Origin of the sequence: Flavobacterium sp. CG_9.1 (assembly GCF_015751645.1) — a bacterium.
In the GTDB taxonomy this organism is placed as follows: domain Bacteria; phylum Bacteroidota; class Bacteroidia; order Flavobacteriales; family Flavobacteriaceae; genus Flavobacterium; species Flavobacterium xanthum.
Genome location: NZ_JADOVC010000005.1, coordinates 42017 through 60520 on the forward strand (window position 1 = coordinate 42017; position 18504 = coordinate 60520).

Below are 18504 nucleotides of genomic sequence, written 5' to 3' on the forward strand. Positions count from 1 at the left end.
ATTACAGATTGAAAAGCAGCATAAAAACGATTTTATGTTGCTTTTTTTATGCTCAAAGACCTCAGTAAAAAGAAGCGAGATAATGGCGTTTAATTCAAAGGTTAGACTAAACGGGTAGCTTTAATACCCAGCAGTTAAATTTGATTGTATCGGAATTTTTACTACACATTGGAATTTCTCAAAAATGTTATCCTTAACTTTTATCTCAAGGCTTTAATTACAAATAGAGTTCACTGTAAAAAATATATCACATTTTATTTTTTAGCTGTAATGAACAGGCCAGAAATAATGATTCCCATACTTATGATTTGGGTAAGTCCAATAGCTTGATTTAGAAAAAAATAAGCAAGTATGCCGCTAAATATTGGAATCAAATAATAAATTAAAGCAGTTTTCGAAGTACCTATTAATCGGATTGCCTCATTCCATAAATAAAAAGAAACTAGCGACGCAAAAATACCAACGTATAGCGTAATTAAGATTGTTGTAGAATCAAAAATCACTTTTTGATAAGTAGTATTTTCCCAAATATATAAAGGAAGAAGTAGTGCTGTACCAATACTGAAAACACTAAATAAAAATACTTTCGGAGCTAGTTGTTGTGGTTTTTTTCGAACTAAAATAGTGTAACACGCAAAAAAGAAACAAGCGAGAAGCATCAACAAGTCTCCAATTGTAAAGTTGATGGTAAGCAATGCTTGTAAGGAACCTTTGGAAATAAGCACCAGAACTCCTGTAATTAGGATTAGTATTCCAACTATTTTTAAATTTGATACCTTCTCTTTGAAGATGATTCTAGATAGGATAATGATAAATAGCGGAATTGAAATGGCAATTAATGATAAATTGATAGCACTTGTTGTTTTTCCTGCAAAGTATATCAGTGTATTAAAAATAGTAATACCCAAAACGGCAGTAAGTGTAAGGTACCAAAAGTGCTTTTTTAGTATTGGTAAACTTTCAAAAGTCCTTTTAGCAGCAAAAGGAGCTAAAACAATACAGGCAACGGTCCAGCGCCAAAAAGCCAATCCCACTGGTGGAATATGTCCTTTTACACCACTAGCAATGACCATGTTGACTGACCATAGAAGTGTAGCGAATAAGGCAAATAAAACTCCCTTGGTCTGATTACTCATTAAACAAGATTGTTTATTTTGGCATGTTGTAATAACATAATTGTTTTGGCATCTTGAATTTGGCCTGTTGCTATCATAGCGTATGCTTCTTCATAGGGCATTTCGAGTACATCAATATTCTCCTGTTCGTGCGCTACTCCACCACCTTCACTGACTTTCATAGATTCATCGTAAGCCCCAACAAACAAGTATAAAATTTCAGTTACAGCACCAGGAGACATATAGGTTTGCATGATTTTAGCGACTTTTGTGAGTCGGTATCCTGTTTCTTCCTCTGTTTCTCGAATGATGCATTGTTCTGGATTGTCTTCGTCTAAAAGACCGGCGCAAACTTCAATCATCATGCCAGAGTCATTCCCATTTAGGTAGGTTGGCAAGCGAAATTGTCTCGTTAAAATAACCGTTTTTTGTTGTTTATTGTACAATAAAATCGCCGCGCCGTTCCCACGGTCGTACACTTCTCTTTTTTGGGAGATCCAAGAATCGTCCTTTTTTTGATAGTCGAAAGTAACTTTGTTTAAGATATACCAGTTGTCAGATAGCAATTCAGTTTTTTGTATTTTAATAGTTGGATTTTTCATGGCTGTATCGAAAGTGTTTTTTTCTGTTTAGGTAAAATATTATTAAAAAATAATACGGTCTCGGCTCCCTCTTCTTAGGAGAGGGTTGGGGAGAGGAAAAAAAAACGCTCTGAAATTTCAGAGCGTTTTGTAATCTTATTTAAGAATAGTCTGCTTTCTATCTGGTCCAACAGAAACTATTTTGATAGGAACTTCAACTTCTCTTTCGATAAATTCAATGTACTCTTTCAACTCTGTTGGTAGTTCTTCGTAAGTGGTCATTCCGGTTAAATCGGCATGCCAACCTTTGAATTCCTGATACACTGGAGTTACATTCTCAGGTTCGATGTTGTAAGGAAAATGAGAAATTTTCTCTCCTTTATAATTGTATTCGGTACATACTTTTAACGTTTCAAATCCAGAAAGTACATCTCCTTTCATCATCATTAATTGTGTAACACCATTAACTTGAATAGCATATTTAAGTGCTACTAAGTCTAACCATCCACAACGTCTTTGTCTGCCAGTCACAGATCCAAATTCATTTCCAACACTTGCCATTGTAGCACCGTCTTCATCAAAAAGTTCCGTTGGGAAAGGACCACTACCTACGCGAGTTACATACGCTTTGAAAATTCCGTATACTTCTTTGATTTTATTTGGAGCAATTCCTAAACCAGTACAAGCACCAGCAGCAGTAGTATTAGAGGATGTTACAAAAGGATAGGTCCCAAAATCAACGTCCAATAATGAACCTTGAGCACCTTCACATAATATTGATTTACCTGCCTTTTGAGCTTGGTGTAAATACTCTTCACTATCAATAAAATCTAATTTTTTTAGATCTTCGATAGCTTCAAAAAATTCTTTTTCTAATTCGGGTAAATTGTACTGAATATCAACATTGTAAAACGCAATCATGGCTTCATGCTTATCCGCCAAAGCTCTGTAACGATCTGCAAAGTCCTCTAGTTCAATATCTCCAACGCGGATACCGTTTCTTCCGGTTTTGTCCATATACGTTGGACCAATTCCTTTTAGAGTAGAACCTATTTTTGCTTTTCCTTTTGATGCTTCAGATGCTGCATCCAATAAACGATGGGTAGGTAATATTAAATGAGCTTTTCTAGAAATAATTAGCTTTGCCTTTAGGTCTAAGTTAAATTTGGCTAAGCCATCAATTTCACTTTTAAAAACTACAGGATCAATTACAACACCATTACCAATGATGTTCATGTTATTTCCGTGAAAAATTCCAGAAGGAATGGTTCTAAGTACGTGTTTTATTCCGTCAAATTCTAAAGTATGTCCTGCGTTTGGTCCTCCTTGAAAACGAGCAATAATATCGTATTTAGAAGTAAGAACATCAACAATTTTTCCTTTTCCTTCATCTCCCCATTGTAATCCTAGTAATAAATCTACGGTCATTCTGTACGTTATTTGTAGTTAATTTTTATGTTTTTAAACGATCTTATTCCAAGTTTTCTTTTTGTTTCTTTACTGCGTAGAGATATAACGAATGATTGGTAATTTCGATATCAAAAATTTCTTCGATTGTTTTTTTGATACTTTGAATCCTCGGATCACAAAACTCAATTACTTCACCTGTATCAGTCATTATAATATGGTCGTGCTGTTTGTCAAAATACGATTTTTCGTAATGTGCTTGATTTTGTCCAAATTGGTGTTTGCGAACTAAAGCACAATCTAGGAGCAACTCGATTGTATTGTAAAGCGTTGCCCTACTCACACGATAGTTTTTGTTTTTCATTTTGATATATAAATTTTCTACATCAAAATGTTCTTCGCTATCGTAAATTTCCTGAAGGATAGCATAACGTTCAGGGGTTTTGCGATGTCCTTTTTTTTCAAGATACATTGTAAAAACATTTTTTACAATTTCTTGGTTTTTGGTGTTATCTGTGGAAATGAGTGTCATATAGTGGCAAAGATAATTTTTTTAGTTTAAAGTTTAAAGTTTCCGGTTTGTTAAGTTTCAAGTTTGTTCTAATACGAGTTCAAAATGCCTTAATAAAAGTCAGCAAAAATCACTATTGTGCTACGTTTTGTACTCCCGAGTTACTTTATCTATTCCGTCAATCTTCTTGATATTATTAATCATTTTTTTTAAAATGGTATTGTTTTGAACAATTACCGCAACTTGGCCATGAAAAATTCCAGCATCAGTGCTCAGCGCTATACTTTGAATATTAACATGCATGTTGTTTGATATCACTTTTGTTAATTGATTTGTAAGTCCTAAAACATCCATTCCTGTTATGTTTATAATGGCTTTGAACTCTTCCTGCGAAGAATCGATCCACTTGGCCGACATAATTCGGTAGGCGTAATTGGATTGCATTCCTATAGCATTAGGGCAATCTTTTTTGTGCACTTTTATCCCTTCATTGATTGTTACAAACCCAAATACGTCATCGCCAGGAATTGGATTGCAGCAAGGAGATAATTTATAATCTAGTTTGTCATGTTCTTTCCCAAAAACAAGCATGTCATAATTACTGCTAACTATTGGTTTGTGAATGTCTTCGTCAGCAGTAGTACTCGAAGAACGCTTCATTTTATTTTTGAAGAAATTAATGAATGTATTGCTTTTTTGTGCGGCGTAATCTTTAAGTTGCTGGTTCTCGATAGCACCAATTCCCACTCTATAAAATAAATCTAAACTTGTTTTTAGTTTAAAAAAGTTGACTAACTCATTAATAACCTGCTCACTCATGGTTATTTTTAGATGCTTTAATTTTCGGGTAAGCAGTTCTTTGCCTTCTTCACCAATTTTCTTGGTATTTTCGTTTAAAACATTTTTTATTTTCGTTTTCGCTCGAGAGGTGGTGACATAATCAAGCCAGTTAATGGTAGGCTTTTGATGCTGTGACGTGATGACCTCTATTTGATCTCCACTTTTCAATTCAAAATTCAAAGGAACTAGTTTTCCATTGACCCGAGTTCCTCTGGTTCGTATTCCTATTTCAGAGTGAATGCTAAACGCAAAATCGAGCGATGTAGCTCCTTTAGGCAACGATTTTATTTCCCCTTTTGGAGTAAAAACGAAGATCTCTTTTGAATATAAATTCATTTTGAAATCTTCTACAAAGTCTACGGCATTCGTTTCAGAATTCTCTAGCGCTTCCTTTAGTAAATTAAGCCATACGTCTAATCCACTTTCTTCGGTAGCACCATTCTTGTATTTATAATGTGCTGCGTATCCCTTTTCAGCAATTTCATCCATTCTTTCGCTCCGAACTTGTACTTCCACCCAACGTCCTTTTGGCCCCATAACGGTAATGTGCAAGGCTTCATAACCTGTTGATTTTGGTGATGAAATCCAGTCCCGCAAACGGCTTGGACTCGGTCTGTAATGGTCAGTAACAATAGAATATATTTTCCAAGCAACGAATTTCTCATCATGTGGATTTGATTTATATACAATGCGCAATGCAAATTTGTCATATACTTCATCAAAACTCACGTTTTGTGCTAACATTTTTCTACGAATAGAATAAATAGATTTTGGACGACCTTTTATGATGTATTCAACACCTTCAGCATCTAAAGAGGCTTTTAGGACATTTGAAATATCGTCAATATAAGCATCTTGCTCTTCTTTAGTTTCTTTTATTTTACTGACTATTTCTTTGTAAATTGCCGGTTCCGTATATTTTAATCCTAAATCTTCCAGCTTGGTTTTTATATTATATAGCCCCAAGCGATGTGCTAGTGGTGCATATATGTACAAAGTTTCAGATGCAATTTTGGTTTGTTTGTCCTCTTGCATAGAATCCATAGTTTGCATGTTGTGCAAACGATCCGCAAGTTTGATAAGAATAACGCGAACATCATCATTCAGCGTTAATATCATTTTACGGAAATTTTCTGCTTGCATGGAAACATTTAAATCTCTTTGTACCAATGATATTTTGGTCAATCCTTCTACGATTTGCGCTACTTTTGGATTAAACAAGCGTTCAATATCCTGCACAGTAGTAGGTGTGTCCTCAACAACATCGTGCAACAAGGCTGCTGCAATAGAGGTTGCTCCCAAGCCTATTTCCGAAGCAACAATTTTTGCTACAGCAATAGGGTGGAAGATATAGGCTTCGCCGGATTTTCTCCTTTGTTCTTTATGGGCTTCTACGGACACATCAAATGCTTTTCGAATCAGTTTCTTGTCTTCGGGAGTTAAGGTTTGATAACTTATCCGCAGCAGTTCCTTGTATTCTTGAGCAATTGCTTTGTTTTCTTTTTCTAAATCTATTTCTGTCATAACGGCATGGTTCATTTCCTAAAAATAACAATAAGCTTGGAGATATGCAAATGTATATTAGAACTTAAGGTATAAGAAATTGAGCTTATTATTTAATTTATTCTTTTAAAATCTAAATCCTGAAAATCATAGCTAAAATCAGTTAATTCAGAAATGGGCTTCATTGTTAGTCGTACTGCTTTTCTAGTAGCATCACATTCAAAAAACAAATGAGCATCCGCATGGAAATAAGCACTATCCCATTTTACTACATAATTCGCATCCTTATAGAAAAAAACTTCGCCCGTAAGCTGTGGAGAGCGTTTAGAGGCAAAAAACAATTTTCCTTTTCTTTCTGAAAGTACCACCTCACCAAACCAATTGTCTTGGTAGGTTCCTATAAAGCTTTTGAAATCAATTTTGATTTTGTCTTTTTTATTTTTAGCTACAGCTGCCCAAACTTCGTCTGTGATTTTGTCTGATGAGGCTTCATTTTGTTTTAGACTTGTACTGTAATTAGCCACGTAATCTTCGGATTGAATGCCTAAGTAACTGTCTTTTATAGTATTGGTAATTGCTCTGAACGCAGCGCCAGACTGCTGATTGGTCAAAACAATAATTCCTACATTCAGTTCCGGTAAAAGCGTTACTTGAGTAACAATACCCTCTAATCCGCCGGTGTGGGTAACTTGTTTGTATCCTTTTACATCACTTAGGAACCAGCCCAAGCCATAGCCGCTAAAATGCGTATTGTACGGAGGTCTTGTGGCCGCTGGAATTATGGTTTGTAATTGCCACATCTCATCGTGCTCCTTTTTCGAAAATAATTGCTTGTTATCAGCGCCATATTTTCCATTGTTCATTTGCATGATGGTCCATTTACTCAAATCATTCACACTGGAGTAAATTCCAGCTGCTGCATCAAAGAGTTGGTTTTTATAGCGTTTGATTACTTTTAGTTCCCCGTTGATGGGAACATGCGGTGCAATAACATTGGTGGTATCTTTCAATCGTACAAATGAAGCAGCACTATAATTCATTTCCAAGGGTTTCATCATGCGTTCTTCTACAAAATCGCACCAGCTCTTGCCGCTTGCTACTTGTATTACTTCTCCAGCAATAATGTATAGTAAGTTGTCATAATCGTATTGGGTTCTAAAGGCGGAAACGGGTTTTAAATACTGTATATTTTGAATAATATCAGTAGCTGTAAAATCACTTCCGTCAGGCCAAATCATCAAGTCTCCCGCGCCAAGGCCTAATCCGCTACGGTGCGTTAATAAATCCCGAATTGTAAATTCATTCGTAACGTATTCATTATACATCTTGAAATTAGGAAGGTATTTAATGACTTTGTCATCCCATTTTACTTTTCCTTCGTCTACTAACATGGCCAAAGCGGCGCTTGTAAACGCTTTACTATTGGATGCAATTCCAAAAAGGGTATTGGCATCTACTTTTTCTTTAGTCAAAATAGATTTTACACCATATCCTTTCGCATGAATAATCTTTCCATCTTTGACTATTGCCACTGCAATTCCAGGAACATTGAATGTTTTTAAAGTGCGCTCCACAAGATCGTCAACTTTAGCCGCATCGATTTGTGCGAAAGAAAAAGAGGTTGAAATTAGGGCAATTGCAAGGAATAATTTATTTTTCATATTAACTACGATGTTTGTAAAATGGTGAATTGTTACTGTTTTTTTGTTATAAATCTGCAATCAAAAATCTAAAACCCTCTTTGTCTTTTGGCTTCAAAAATCAAAATAGCCGCTGCAACAGAAACATTCATCGAATCGATTTCACCTTGCATTGGAATAATAATATTTTGAGTTGCTGCCGTACGCCATTCCTCCGTTAATCCAGTGGCTTCTGTGCCCACAACTAATGCGGTTGGGGTGGTATAATCCTGTGTGTGATATGCCGTCGAATTTTGCAAAGTGGCGCAATAAAAACTGATATTTCGTTCTTTCAAAAAAGTAATAATTTCTGATGTCGTTCCAGTGGCAATCTGATTGGTAAATAAACAACCTACGCTAGAACGCACAATATTTGGATTGTATAGATCACTTTTTGGATTAGCAATAATCACGGCATCTAAATTAGCAGCGTCGGCTGTGCGAAGTAGTGCGCCAATATTACCTGGTTTTTCGGGCGCTTCGGCAACTAGAATTAAAGGATTTGCAGATAATTTCAAATCAGATAATTGCATTGATTTGGTTTTGGCAACAGCCAAAACACCTTCGGTAGTATCTCGATAAGCGAGCTTCTGATATACTTCCTTGTTGATTTCTATCAGTGCTGCAGTCGGAGCTACTTGACTCGCCTCCGCCTCAGAACAAATTTCAGGTAAAAACAATAGTGTTTCCAGTTCGTAACCCCCTTTAACCGCTATTGCAATTTCACGTTTGCCTTCCATTAAGAAATTTCCGGATTGCTTGCGTGCCTTTGCTTTTTCCTGCAATTGTACTAAAGATTTTATGTATGGATTTTGTATAGAAGTGATTTGTTTCAAGACGTTCAACTATTTAATTAATAGCTACAAAGATACATAGAGAAAATCCAGTTTTTATAATAGGGTTCGAATATTTGTTGGAAACTAAGATAATGTCATATTGTGGGAGTTTTAAGGTTGTTTCACGAGGAATTTCTTTATTTTTGTCCGAATTCGAAAATCAAAATCCCAAATCAAATGTTTCACTTATTAGATATCATCGGTACGATGGCTTTTGCTATGTCGGGCGCATTGACGGCCATGAATAAAAAGCTGGATCCTTTTGGGGTATTTATCATCGCATTTGTCACTGCTGTTGGTGGAGGAACGCTCCGAGACATCATGATTGGGCGGACTCCTGTGGGCTGGATGCTCGATTTAAAGTATGTTTATGTAATAGCAATTGGCTTTGTTTTGGCTATTATATTTAGAAAAAAATTCGATAGATTGCGTACTTCTTTATTTTTATTTGACACTATTGGATTGGGTGTTTTTACATTGATTGGTTTAGAAAAAGGAATCAACATTGGTCTTCATCCCATTATTTGTATCGCATTAGGCACAATGACGGCTTGCTTTGGTGGTGTGATCCGTGATATTTTGTGTACAGAAATTCCCGTTATATTTAGAAGAGAAATTTATGCTACAATATGTATTTTAGGTGGAATTGTTTTTTTTCTGCTTCGAAAACTGAATTTGGATAATGATGTTTTGTATTTAACGACGTCACTAGTTATCATTTCGGTTCGATTAATGGCTGTAAAATTCAAATGGTATTTACCTACTTTAGAACATAAATAAAAATTGCTTACTTTCACGAAGTTTAAAATTATATAGTGATAAACTACACTGTCAAACAATACCAAAAAAACGATTATATAAATTGGAATGCCTTTATTGGTCAAGCCAAAAATGCTACTTTTTTATTTCACCGAGATTTTATGGAATACCACAACGATCGGTTCGAGGATTTCTCGTTGATGATTTTTGAGGATGACAAGCTAGTGGCTGTTTTACCTGCCAATAGAGTTGGAGTTGTCGTTTTTTCGCATCAAGGTTTAACGTATGGCGGATTAGTTTACTCGGCTAAATTAAATGGAGAAAAAGTAGCAACGATTTTGGATGCTGTTCTGTCTTTTTACAAAGAGATGGAGATACAGTCCTTTTATTACAATCCGATTCCTTTATTCTATGTGTCAAAAGGCAACGCTGAAATGGAATTTTTTATGTTTAAAAAAGGAGCGTTTTTAGATAAAAAAGAAATGAATTTGGGTATTAATTTAGCGATGCCATTAACCATTTCAAAAAGTAAATTAAAGCATTTTAGGAAAGTAGAAGAACTCGATGTAGAACTCGTAGAAGAACAAGAATTGGAGTCGTTTTGGGAATTGGTCCTAGAGCCAAGACTATTAGAAAAACACAATGCTAAGCCCGTACATACGCTACAAGAAATTACAGTACTTAAAGAAAAGTTTCCAAATAATATCAGACAGTTTTCAGCTTATTATGATGGTACTATCATTGCCGGGATAACACTTTTTGAGACGGAAACAGTGGTGAAATCGCAATATGGTGCTACAACAAAAAAAGGGGAGGAATTGCGTGCCTTAGATTTTTTATTTATTACTTTAATAAAAAAATACAAACAGGAAGGAAAACTTTTTTTTGATATGGGAATCGTTAATGACGCTAATGAAAAAGGATACCACGCCGGACTTTTGAAACAAAAAGAGGAATTAGGTTGCTCTGTTTACAACCAGGATTTTTATAAAATGAAGCTATTATGATCCCTTTTCTTGATTTAAAAAAAATAAACGAACCCTACGAAACTGTTTTTCAAGAAAAATTGAAATCGGTTTTACATAGCGGTTGGTATGTTTTAGGGAATGAGGTTGCCGCATTTGAAACTAATTTTGCTACCTATTGTGGTGTAAAACATTGTTTTGGCGTAGGAAATGGTTTTGACGCTTTAGTTTTGATTTTCAAAGGTTATATTCAACTTGGAAAACTGCAAAAAGGCGATGAAGTTATTGTTCCTGCAAACACCTATATTGCTAGTATATTGTCGATTTTACAAGCAGATTTAATTCCGGTTTTAGTCGAGCCAAATGTAGAAACCTACAACATAAATTCGGCGTTGATTCTAGCTAAAATTACGTCTAAAACTAAAGCTATTTTGGCGGTTCATTTGTATGGACAATTGGCCGAAATGGATGCGATAAACGAAATTGCTGTGGCAAATAATTTGCTGGTTATTGAAGATGCAGCTCAAGCTCATGGGGCTGTACTAGTTGCCAAAAGTGATATCTCAAATGCAATAGAGCGGAAAGCAGGTAATTTAAGTAATGCGGCAGCTTTTAGTTTTTATCCTGGAAAAAATTTAGGTTGTTTAGGAGATGCTGGTGCTGTTACTACAAATGATGCAGCTTTAGCTAAGGTAATTTTTTCAATGCGCAATTACGGTTCAGAAACCAAATATTATAATGATTATATTGGTGTAAATTCGAGGTTAGATGAGTTGCAAGCAGCTTTTTTGAACGTAAAATTACCGTCTTTAGATACTGAAAATGAAAAGCGAAGAACCATTGCCAAACGCTATTTGTCTGAAATTAAAAACGATAAAATCATTTTGCCCAAACTGTCATTGCTTGGGACGGAGCAATCTAATCATGTTTTTCACCTGTTTGTAATTCGAACTAAAAACCGAATAGCGCTACAGGATTACCTTAGCAAAAATGGTATCCAAACTGTAATTCACTATCCCATTGCTCCACACCAGCAAAAAGCTTTAAAACAGTACAATGATCTGTCTTTTCCAATTACGGAGAAGATGCATGATGAAGTATTGAGTTTGCCTATGAGTCCAGTTTTGACTGTCGAGGAGGTCAGTTATATTGTTTTACTTTTAAATAAATATTAAATGGGATTAATTAGCAAAATAAAACAATTGTGCTTTGTTAATTTGCGGATTATAAAGTATAAATTCCTCTCCGATTGCCAACGTGTGGTGGGTAAGCCAAAGCTTTTCTATCCTGTACTATTGAAAGGAAAAGGAACAATTATTTTTGAAGAAAATGTACAAATTGGGGTAATTTCGTCGCCCTATTTTTATTTAGGATATACTTTTATGGAAGCTAAATATGATAGCAGTGAAATTAACATTGGAAGTAATGTTGCTATTAATAATGCTTTTTCGATTATTTGTTCTTCGAAAGTTACAATCAGAGATAACGTTTTAATAGGCGGCAACTGTACAATCATGGATAACGATGGGCATTATTTAGATCTTGATAAAAGAAATGAGAGTAATCCAATTTCTTTTCCAGTGTATATTGGGGAAAATGTCTTTATTGGTTCAAATGTTTCTATTTTGAAAGGAGTTACGATAGGAGAAAATTCTGTAATAGGAAATGGATCTGTGGTGAGCAAAAATATCCCTAAAAATGTTATTGCGGCAGGAAATCCTGCTAAAGTTATTAGAAACTTATAATGTTAAAGACCATCAAACAAAATCCGCTTCTTAAAGTAATCTCACTAAATTCGATTTCAGTGGTGGTGAGTTTTATGCTAGGGATTGTTTCTACTAAGATTATTTCCATTTATTTAGGTACGTCAGGAATGGCATTATTAGGGAATTTTAGAAACTTCACAACAATGATGAAGTCCATGGCTACATTAGGAATTAACAATTCATTCATTAAAGTTTTCGTGGAGAATAAAGAGGATAAAAATGAATTAGGTGTCATTTATTCTACTTTTTTTTGGTTCTTCCTATTTGTTTCAGTAGGTTTAGGTTTGATAATTTTAGTTTTCTCCAATGTAATATCCGAATTTTTATTTCTTACTATTTCCTTTGCATATCCTATTCGTTTTTTTGGATTGTTACTGCCTTTACTTGTTATCAATACATTTTGGATTGCCATCTATACTGCTTTAGAAAAATATAAAAAAATTGTCATTCTGCAGATTGTCTCGAATCTATTAATTTTTAGTTTAACGACTTTTTTGATAGTAAATAATGCGATAAACGGAGGATTGTTAGCAATTGCTTTGAGCGAATTAGTGGCGGTGGTGGTGACTTTTGTTTTTATAATAAAGGATAGCAGTTATTTTCAATTTAGCCTTCAGAAAATTATAGCAAAGAAATATTTAGATACCATCAAGAGCTTTTCTTCAATGGCTTTATTAAGTGCCATACTTACACCTGTAACGCTATTACTCATAAGAAGTTTTATAATCAAAACGCATTCTATACAAGAAGCTGGTATTTGGGATGCTACCAATAAATTTTCTAGTTTTTATATGTTGGTTTTTAGCTCTGGGTTATCATTATATTACCTCCCAAAATTATCTTCTTTAAAAACAGAGGAGGAGTTCAAATTAGAATTAAAATCCTATTTTCGTGTCTTTGTTCCATTATTTTTTGCAGTATTATTGCTTGTTTTTTTATTGAAAGGATTTATTTTAGATCTTGCTTTTACAAAATCTTTTTTAAAAGTGAAGGATGTACTAATTTGGCAGCTTTTAGGTGATTTTTTAAGGATTATGACATTGGCTTTTGGCTATCAAATTGTTGTGAAAGCTAGGGTCAAAAAATATTTTATTCTTGAAATAGTATTTAATGTTTCCTATTTGATAGTATCTTTTTATTTAATCAGTCGTTTTTCATTTCAAGGTGCTTTAATGGCTTATTTTATTGCCAATTTGATCTTGTTCCTGTTGATTTTATTTATGTTTCGAAAACTATTTTTTATTTCCAAGCGGCCAAATATTGACTAGCAATATTAATATGGTCGTGCTCTCTTTCGATGAAGGCTCTGGCACGATTTCCAATAACAACAATCGCTTCTGGATTTTCTATCAAAAAGGAAATCTCATTTACTAAAGAGTCAATATTTGGTGTTGAATGTATATTTACTCTCTCCTTTAAATTATAATGATCGATAAAATCATTTCCTCCACCAGTAAAAACAACTTTACCTTTTGCCATGGCTTCCAGTGCATTATAGCCTTGGTCAATAGCATAAATTTGATCTAATACAATTTGAGCGGTATTGTATTTATTAATATAGTCGCTGTAAGGTATGTTCTCAGTGATAATGACTGTTACCTTTTCAGGATATTTCTCCTGTATAATTCGCAATGCTTTTTCAAAGTAAGGAATTCCTTTTTTAATGTAACTGGAGCGATTTATCCCTAAAAAAATAACAATCTTTTCATTGATTTCTTGATCTTGAAATTTTATTTTATTGCTATTAACAGGATTAGGGATGAAGTGAGTTTTATAGTTCATTTTGTCCATAGGAATTTTATAATCTAAATCAGATGTAATAAGATTTCGACAATTTTCAGACAACCAGTCAAAGGTTCTTCTATAGTTTTTAGCCGCATATTTCAATGGATATTCAAAATGATTTTTTAAAGAATTGTTCTCGAAATATGGAGTCAGAATGCAATAATCTGTTTCTTTTTTTAACAAATAGTCAATCACTGGGGTTTCATCACCACAGATTAGTAAACTTCGATTTTTAATTTTCTTGAATAACTTTTTATAAAGTAGTCGCGATAGAAAAGGGAAGGTCTCAATGGCATCAGAGTTAATGAGCTGTACGTGATCGAAGTTTTTTAATTTAGGTAATAAAAGATAAAAACGGAGTCCTCTTTCAGCTTTTGATAAATCGATTCCAGTGAGTTTGTGAATGATATTTTTTATCTTTCTAGGCAGCCAATGTCCAGATGTAAAAGAGGAATGAAAGGAATAATCGGTATCGAATTTCTTGAAATAATCTCCTGACGACAACAAAATGACGTCATGTCCTAGCGCTATTAATCCTTCTTTTAAAGAATTATGCAATCGACTGTATTCGCCTATCAAAAGTATTTTCATTTACAAATCTGAATTATTTATATTTGTGTAAATATAAGTACAAATTGATAAAAGAATTTAAAAAAGGAGATCTGGAAATAGTATTGTCAACCATGGATAGAGATTCATTGGATTTTTTAATTCCGATGTTTTCATTCTCTCATTTTTCAAACTTTTCGATTTTAATTATCAACCAAACCCAACCGGATAAATTATTAGTTTCCAATTATCCGTCAATTCGAATAGTAAATTCATTTGAAAAAGGGTTGTCAAAAAGCAGGAATACGGGCTTTAAAAATGCAAAAGGAGAAATTATTTTAATTGCAGATGACGACGAAGTATTTAAAGAAGATTTTGAAAACACTATTCTTGAAGCGCACAATAAGTATCAAGAAGCACAAAGTATTTGTTTTGCAATCGATGATTTTAGTGGTTTCTTGTTTAAAAAATATCCTTCTACAGCAAAAACTCGATTGAGTTTTCTAGATATTTCTAATATTTTGTCCATTGAAATAAGTTTTAAAAAAGCAGCTCTCGACCAATTGAATATTAAGTTTGATACTAATTTTGGTATAGGAAGTCCATTTGCAATGGGTGAAGAAGCTATTTTTTTATCTGATTGGAGAAAGCAAAAGCAAAGTGTAATTATTGTGCCAAAAGTTATTGCAAGTCATTCGAGGTTTTCAACAGACAATAAATTAAATTTTAAACAACGGTATTACGTGCAAGGCGCTTTCTTAACCAGAATTTCAAAATACGGTTATTATAAAGGAGTTTTTTTAAAGCTTTTTTTCGATCTTAAACAAAATAAAGTGAAACTAAATCAACTGTTTGCAGCGATAAAATCAGCAAATAAAGGCAAGTTAGATTTTATACAAATGCAGAAATGAAAACAACTATAAATTCCATTCAATTATTAAAGATTCCCGTTATAGAAGATACGCGGGGAAACCTAGCATTTATTCAAGAGGCCGTTTTACCATTCGAATTCAAACGGGTGTACTACCTTTTTGATGTTCCTAGTAATGCTTTTAGAGGGGGTCATTCACATATTGTGCAGCAAGAAGTTTTAATCGCTTTGAGCGGAAGTTTTGAAGTAGTTTTAAATGACGGAGTAGAAAAAAAATCATTTCTATTGAATAAACCTAATGTTGGTTTGCATATTCCGACGGGAATTTGGAGAGAATTACAAAACTTTTCTTCAGGAGCCGTATGTTTGGTTTTAGCTTCTGATGTTTATGACGAAGAAGACTATATTCGGGATTTTAATGAATTTTTGGAGTCTAAAAAATGAAGCTTTTATACATTGTTCCTAACATCAATAACGCGGGAGGTGTCGCCCGAGTACTTTCGATAAAAACTAATTATCTTATTGAACACTTTGGATACGAAGTTCATATTCTTACTCAAAACAATGGTTTTTCTGCTTTATTCTATCCCTTCAATCAGCATATTGTTTTTCACGATATGCTGTTAACAGGCACTGCAATTAGTCTTTTTAATTTGTACCAAAATGCATTAAAAGCGAAAGTGAAAGTCATTCAGCCAGATGTCATTATTGTATGTGATAACGGTTTAAAAGCCTACTTAATTCCTTTTATTTTAAAAAATAAAATTCCGCTAATTCTAGAAATGCACAGTTCCAGATTTATCGAGGAAAAAGAAGTTAAAAAAAACATTTTGACAAAAATTACTTCGAGTTTTAAGACTGTCTTGAAAAACAGAGGTGTCAAAAAATACGATCAATTTGTAGTATTAACTAGCGAAAGTGGAAAAGAATGGGATGTCAAAAATACGCTAGTGATTCCAAATCCATTATGGTTTACGATAAGAAAGCACAATGCTTTACAAAGCAAAAAAGTAATCGCCGTTGGGAGACATACTTATGAAAAGGGATTTGACAGGATGTTGGCAATTTGGAAAAAAGTAGTAATAAACCATCCAGATTGGACGTTGGATATTTACGGGAAATCAACTGAAAATCTAGATTTACGCTCCATCGCTAAAAATCTAAATATTTATAATAATGTTACCTTTCATGAGCCAGTTCAACATATTGAAGAGAAATATTTGGAAGCTTCTTTTTACCTAATGACGTCTCGTTTTGAAGCTTTTGGCATGGTATTAATTGAAGCGATGGCGGCTGGATTGCCATGCGTTGCTTATGATTGCCCCAGTGGCCCCAGAGAAATTTTGACTCCAAATGAAAATGGATTTTTGATCGAAAATGGTAAGGAATCAGATTACGTGCAAGCCGTAGTAGCTCTAATCGAAAATGCGACACTAAGACAACAGATGGGTGAAAAGGCGAAATTATCCATCGAAAAATACAACATCGATGTGATTATGCAAACTTGGGATGAATTATTTATTAGAATAAAAAAGAATTAATTTTTATCATCGATAGCGCATAAATATCCAACTCGATACCAATTAAAAAGAAATAAATTAGGATGATTTCCTGTCAAATTCTTCATTAATAAATGCTGAAAAACGGAATGTATTTTGGAAATAATAAAAGTAATTTTTGTACCTTTTAAAAAATGATACAATTGAATCAACTTTACAAAAGCAACATCAATTTTTTCTTCTTCATAAAGCGCAATCAAATTTTCTAATGACTCTTTAGTTTTTTTTAAATAGACCGAATTTATATCAATATCTCCGTGTTCAACAACATTTTCAATATGATTTACTGTTGCGTTTAATAGACTTAATTGATACGAAACTTGCGTGTCGTCATGACCATATTTTTTTAGATGAGCATCAAATTTTACTTGATTGAAACACTCTTTTTTTATAACGGTATTGTTAAAAAGTAATGATTGGAAGGGCTTCTTCTCTCGGTTCGTTGCAGATTTATCTTCAATAAATTTCCCGTATTTCCAACGTAGTTTTTGATTGTCGGAAGGGCATTTTTCAGGATGTTGTCGTCCTCCATAAACCACATCAAAATCATATAAATTAGAAATGAATTTATTGATATAATCGTCTCTAATAATAATGGAGTCCCCGTCGACAAAAAGTAAATATTCAAATTTCGCTTGTTCAGCTAAGGAATTTCTGTTTTCACGATGTGCCAGATTTTTTTTTAACGATACAAAACTACAATCTGATAATGCATTTATATTCTCATTAAATGCATTCAAACTTGATTGTGAAGCGTCGTCTTGGCAAAAGATTTCAAACACTATTCCGCAATTGATACATTGCTTTTGCAACTCCAAAACCAGCGGATAAACATTGTAATTATAAACCGGAATTAGTATCGAAAGCATTATACTGTTCTCTGCTGAATCACTTCAAAAATTTTGGCGTCTTCACATTTCAATGTTTTGGAAGGGAATTTCATTAACAAGGCATAATCATGCGTTGCCATAATGATGGTTTTTCCATTGGCATTGATTTTTTTCAATACCTCTAATACTTCTGCACTCGTTTGTGGATCCAAGTTTCCTGTAGGTTCATCTGCAAGAATTAATTCGGGATCATTTAGTAGAGCTCGAGCAATGGCCACTCGCTGTTGTTCCCCTCCAGAAAGCTGATGAGGCATTTTTTTACCAAAATCTTTCATCCCTACTTTATTCAAAACTTCTTCAATTTTATGCTGCATGTCTACGTTATTGATCCAGCCCGTTGCTTTAAGTACAAAAAGCATGTTGTCATTCACAGTGCGGTCTGGAAGCAGTTTGAAATCTTGAAAAACGATTCCAATCTTTCTTCTCAAAAACGGAATGTCATCTTCTTTTAAAGAAGCTAAATCAAAGTCGACAATGTTTCCCTCTCCTTCGGTTAATGGCAAATCAGCATACAAAGTTTTCATTAAGCTGCTTTTTCCTGACCCTGTTTTTCCAATGATGTAAAGGAATTCTCCATGATTTACCTCCAAGTTCACCTCTGTTAAAATAGATTTTCCTTCTTGATAAATAGTTACATTTTTTAAAGACAGTACGGATTGTGACATAGTTTGCATTTGTTTATGGGGTAAAAGTAATAAGATAACGCTTCTATTCAAAATAAATTCTGTTGTATTAAACAGAATTAAAGAAAATAGGAATATTGGTGTATTTTTAAAATGTGAGATTTTACTAATAGTATCAAAAGAACGTCAAATTATACCTTGTAGAATAAATATTCATAATAAAAACCAATTGTGATTCGTTATAGAGTTCAGAATATAATACATT

At 33.8% G+C, this 18504-nt stretch carries 18 protein-coding genes; 8 read left to right on the forward strand and 10 right to left on the reverse strand.

Annotation, left to right across the window (positions count from 1 at the left end):
- Window positions 1-254: 254 nt before the first annotated feature.
- The 7 genes from IWX83_RS04140 to IWX83_RS04170 all read right to left on the reverse strand — a co-directional run bounded on the left by IWX83_RS04140 (window position 255) and on the right by IWX83_RS04170 (window position 8472).
- On the reverse strand, window positions 255-1136 hold the full coding sequence (locus tag IWX83_RS04140; RefSeq protein WP_196827852.1) for a DMT family transporter: 882 nt from the start codon (window positions 1134-1136) through the stop codon (window positions 255-257).
- Window positions 1136-1717, reverse strand: coding sequence for a GDP-mannose pyrophosphatase NudK (gene nudK / locus IWX83_RS04145; protein ID WP_196827854.1), 582 nt, complete (start codon window positions 1715-1717; stop codon window positions 1136-1138). Before nudK ends, IWX83_RS04140 begins: the two co-directional genes overlap by 1 nt.
- A 135-nt stretch (window positions 1718-1852) precedes the next feature.
- The gene (locus IWX83_RS04150) at window positions 1853-3124 is read right to left on the reverse strand and encodes an adenylosuccinate synthase (RefSeq protein ID WP_073353886.1); all 1272 of its coding nucleotides are present in this window, start codon (window positions 3122-3124) and stop codon (window positions 1853-1855) included.
- A 43-nt stretch (window positions 3125-3167) separates the two neighbouring features.
- Entirely contained in the window at window positions 3168-3635 is a 468-nt protein-coding gene (locus IWX83_RS04155) for a Fur family transcriptional regulator (RefSeq protein WP_073353888.1), read from the reverse strand.
- A 120-nt stretch (window positions 3636-3755) separates the two neighbouring features.
- Window positions 3756-5978, reverse strand: a complete 2223-nt coding sequence (locus tag IWX83_RS04160; protein ID WP_073353956.1) for a bifunctional (p)ppGpp synthetase/guanosine-3',5'-bis(diphosphate) 3'-pyrophosphohydrolase — start codon at window positions 5976-5978, stop codon at window positions 3756-3758.
- 92 nt (window positions 5979-6070) lie between these two features.
- Complete coding sequence (locus tag IWX83_RS04165; protein WP_196827856.1) at window positions 6071-7618, reverse strand: serine hydrolase; 1548 nt, start codon at window positions 7616-7618, stop codon at window positions 6071-6073.
- Between the two features lie 68 nt (window positions 7619-7686).
- Window positions 7687-8472 carry an RNA methyltransferase gene (locus IWX83_RS04170; protein WP_196827857.1) on the reverse strand — a complete coding sequence of 262 codons (786 nt, stop codon included), beginning with the start codon at window positions 8470-8472 and terminating at the stop codon, window positions 7687-7689.
- A 177-nt stretch (window positions 8473-8649) separates the two neighbouring features.
- Between IWX83_RS04170 and IWX83_RS04175 the strand changes: the two genes are divergently transcribed.
- The 5 genes from IWX83_RS04175 to IWX83_RS04195 are packed head-to-tail and all read left to right on the forward strand — an operon-like array spanning window position 8650 to window position 13230.
- A complete protein-coding gene (locus IWX83_RS04175) occupies window positions 8650-9252 on the forward strand; it encodes a trimeric intracellular cation channel family protein (RefSeq protein WP_196827859.1) in 603 nt (200 codons plus the stop codon).
- Between the two features lie 35 nt (window positions 9253-9287).
- Complete coding sequence (locus IWX83_RS17430; protein ID WP_196827861.1) at window positions 9288-10238, forward strand: GNAT family N-acetyltransferase; 951 nt, start codon at window positions 9288-9290, stop codon at window positions 10236-10238.
- Window positions 10235-11371 (forward strand): DegT/DnrJ/EryC1/StrS aminotransferase family protein, encoded by a 1137-nt coding sequence (locus tag IWX83_RS04185; RefSeq protein WP_196827863.1) that lies wholly within the window; start codon window positions 10235-10237, stop codon window positions 11369-11371. Before IWX83_RS17430 ends, IWX83_RS04185 begins: the two co-directional genes overlap by 4 nt.
- On the forward strand, window positions 11372-11941 hold the full coding sequence (locus IWX83_RS17145; protein WP_073353897.1) for an acyltransferase: 570 nt from the start codon (window positions 11372-11374) through the stop codon (window positions 11939-11941).
- Window positions 11941-13230 carry an O-antigen translocase gene (locus tag IWX83_RS04195; RefSeq protein WP_196827865.1) on the forward strand — a complete coding sequence of 430 codons (1290 nt, stop codon included), beginning with the start codon at window positions 11941-11943 and terminating at the stop codon, window positions 13228-13230. Before IWX83_RS17145 ends, IWX83_RS04195 begins: the two co-directional genes overlap by 1 nt.
- Here IWX83_RS04195 and IWX83_RS04200 read toward each other — a convergent pair.
- Window positions 13202-14338, reverse strand: a complete 1137-nt coding sequence (locus IWX83_RS04200) for a glycosyltransferase family 1 protein (RefSeq protein WP_196827867.1) — start codon at window positions 14336-14338, stop codon at window positions 13202-13204. The genes IWX83_RS04195 and IWX83_RS04200 overlap by 29 nt on opposite strands.
- 44 nt (window positions 14339-14382) lie before the next feature.
- Between IWX83_RS04200 and IWX83_RS04205 the strand changes: the two genes are divergently transcribed.
- From IWX83_RS04205 to IWX83_RS04215, 3 genes are read left to right on the forward strand one after another with little or no spacing between them, the layout of a single operon-like run.
- Window positions 14383-15207, forward strand: coding sequence for a glycosyltransferase (locus tag IWX83_RS04205; protein ID WP_073353901.1), 825 nt, complete (start codon window positions 14383-14385; stop codon window positions 15205-15207).
- The gene (locus IWX83_RS04210) at window positions 15204-15611 is read left to right on the forward strand and encodes an FdtA/QdtA family cupin domain-containing protein (protein WP_196827869.1); all 408 of its coding nucleotides are present in this window, start codon (window positions 15204-15206) and stop codon (window positions 15609-15611) included. The genes IWX83_RS04205 and IWX83_RS04210 overlap by 4 nt, the downstream gene beginning before the upstream one ends.
- Window positions 15608-16708: a glycosyltransferase family 4 protein gene (locus IWX83_RS04215; protein WP_196827871.1), complete on the forward strand. Its 1101-nt coding sequence runs from the start codon at window positions 15608-15610 to the stop codon at window positions 16706-16708. Before IWX83_RS04210 ends, IWX83_RS04215 begins: the two co-directional genes overlap by 4 nt.
- Here the strand turns inward: IWX83_RS04215 and IWX83_RS04220 are convergent.
- Window positions 16705-17595: a glycosyltransferase gene (locus tag IWX83_RS04220; RefSeq protein WP_073353906.1), complete on the reverse strand. Its 891-nt coding sequence runs from the start codon at window positions 17593-17595 to the stop codon at window positions 16705-16707. The two genes, IWX83_RS04215 and IWX83_RS04220, sit on opposite strands and share 4 nt — an antisense overlap.
- On the reverse strand, window positions 17595-18281 hold the full coding sequence (locus IWX83_RS04225) for a cell division ATP-binding protein FtsE (RefSeq protein ID WP_073353907.1): 687 nt from the start codon (window positions 18279-18281) through the stop codon (window positions 17595-17597). The genes IWX83_RS04220 and IWX83_RS04225 overlap by 1 nt, the downstream gene beginning before the upstream one ends.
- Window positions 18282-18504 lie beyond the last annotated feature (223 nt).

Excerpts from the sequence above, each read along its gene's own strand:
- IWX83_RS04140 (WP_196827852.1), bottom strand. The coding sequence starts at position 1,136 with ATGAGTAATCAGACCAAGGGAGTTTTATTTGCCTTATTCGCTACACTT.
- nudK (WP_196827854.1), bottom strand. The coding sequence starts at position 1,717 with ATGAAAAATCCAACTATTAAAATACAAAAAACTGAATTGCTATCTGAC.
- IWX83_RS04150 (WP_073353886.1), bottom strand. The coding sequence starts at position 3,124 with ATGACCGTAGATTTATTACTAGGATTACAATGGGGAGATGAAGGAAAA.
- IWX83_RS04155 (WP_073353888.1), bottom strand. The coding sequence starts at position 3,635 with ATGACACTCATTTCCACAGATAACACCAAAAACCAAGAAATTGTAAAA.
- IWX83_RS04160 (WP_073353956.1), bottom strand. The coding sequence starts at position 5,978 with ATGACAGAAATAGATTTAGAAAAAGAAAACAAAGCAATTGCTCAAGAA.
- IWX83_RS04165 (WP_196827856.1), bottom strand. The coding sequence starts at position 7,618 with ATGAAAAATAAATTATTCCTTGCAATTGCCCTAATTTCAACCTCTTTT.
- IWX83_RS04175 (WP_196827859.1), top strand. The coding sequence starts at position 8,650 with ATGTTTCACTTATTAGATATCATCGGTACGATGGCTTTTGCTATGTCG.
- IWX83_RS04185 (WP_196827863.1), top strand. The coding sequence starts at position 10,235 with ATGATCCCTTTTCTTGATTTAAAAAAAATAAACGAACCCTACGAAACT.
- IWX83_RS17145 (WP_073353897.1), top strand. The coding sequence starts at position 11,372 with ATGGGATTAATTAGCAAAATAAAACAATTGTGCTTTGTTAATTTGCGG.
- IWX83_RS04195 (WP_196827865.1), top strand. The coding sequence starts at position 11,941 with ATGTTAAAGACCATCAAACAAAATCCGCTTCTTAAAGTAATCTCACTA.
- IWX83_RS04200 (WP_196827867.1), bottom strand. The coding sequence starts at position 14,338 with ATGAAAATACTTTTGATAGGCGAATACAGTCGATTGCATAATTCTTTA.
- IWX83_RS04210 (WP_196827869.1), top strand. The coding sequence starts at position 15,204 with ATGAAAACAACTATAAATTCCATTCAATTATTAAAGATTCCCGTTATA.
- IWX83_RS04215 (WP_196827871.1), top strand. The coding sequence starts at position 15,608 with ATGAAGCTTTTATACATTGTTCCTAACATCAATAACGCGGGAGGTGTC.
- IWX83_RS04220 (WP_073353906.1), bottom strand. The coding sequence starts at position 17,595 with ATGCTTTCGATACTAATTCCGGTTTATAATTACAATGTTTATCCGCTG.
- IWX83_RS04225 (WP_073353907.1), bottom strand. The coding sequence starts at position 18,281 with ATGTCACAATCCGTACTGTCTTTAAAAAATGTAACTATTTATCAAGAA.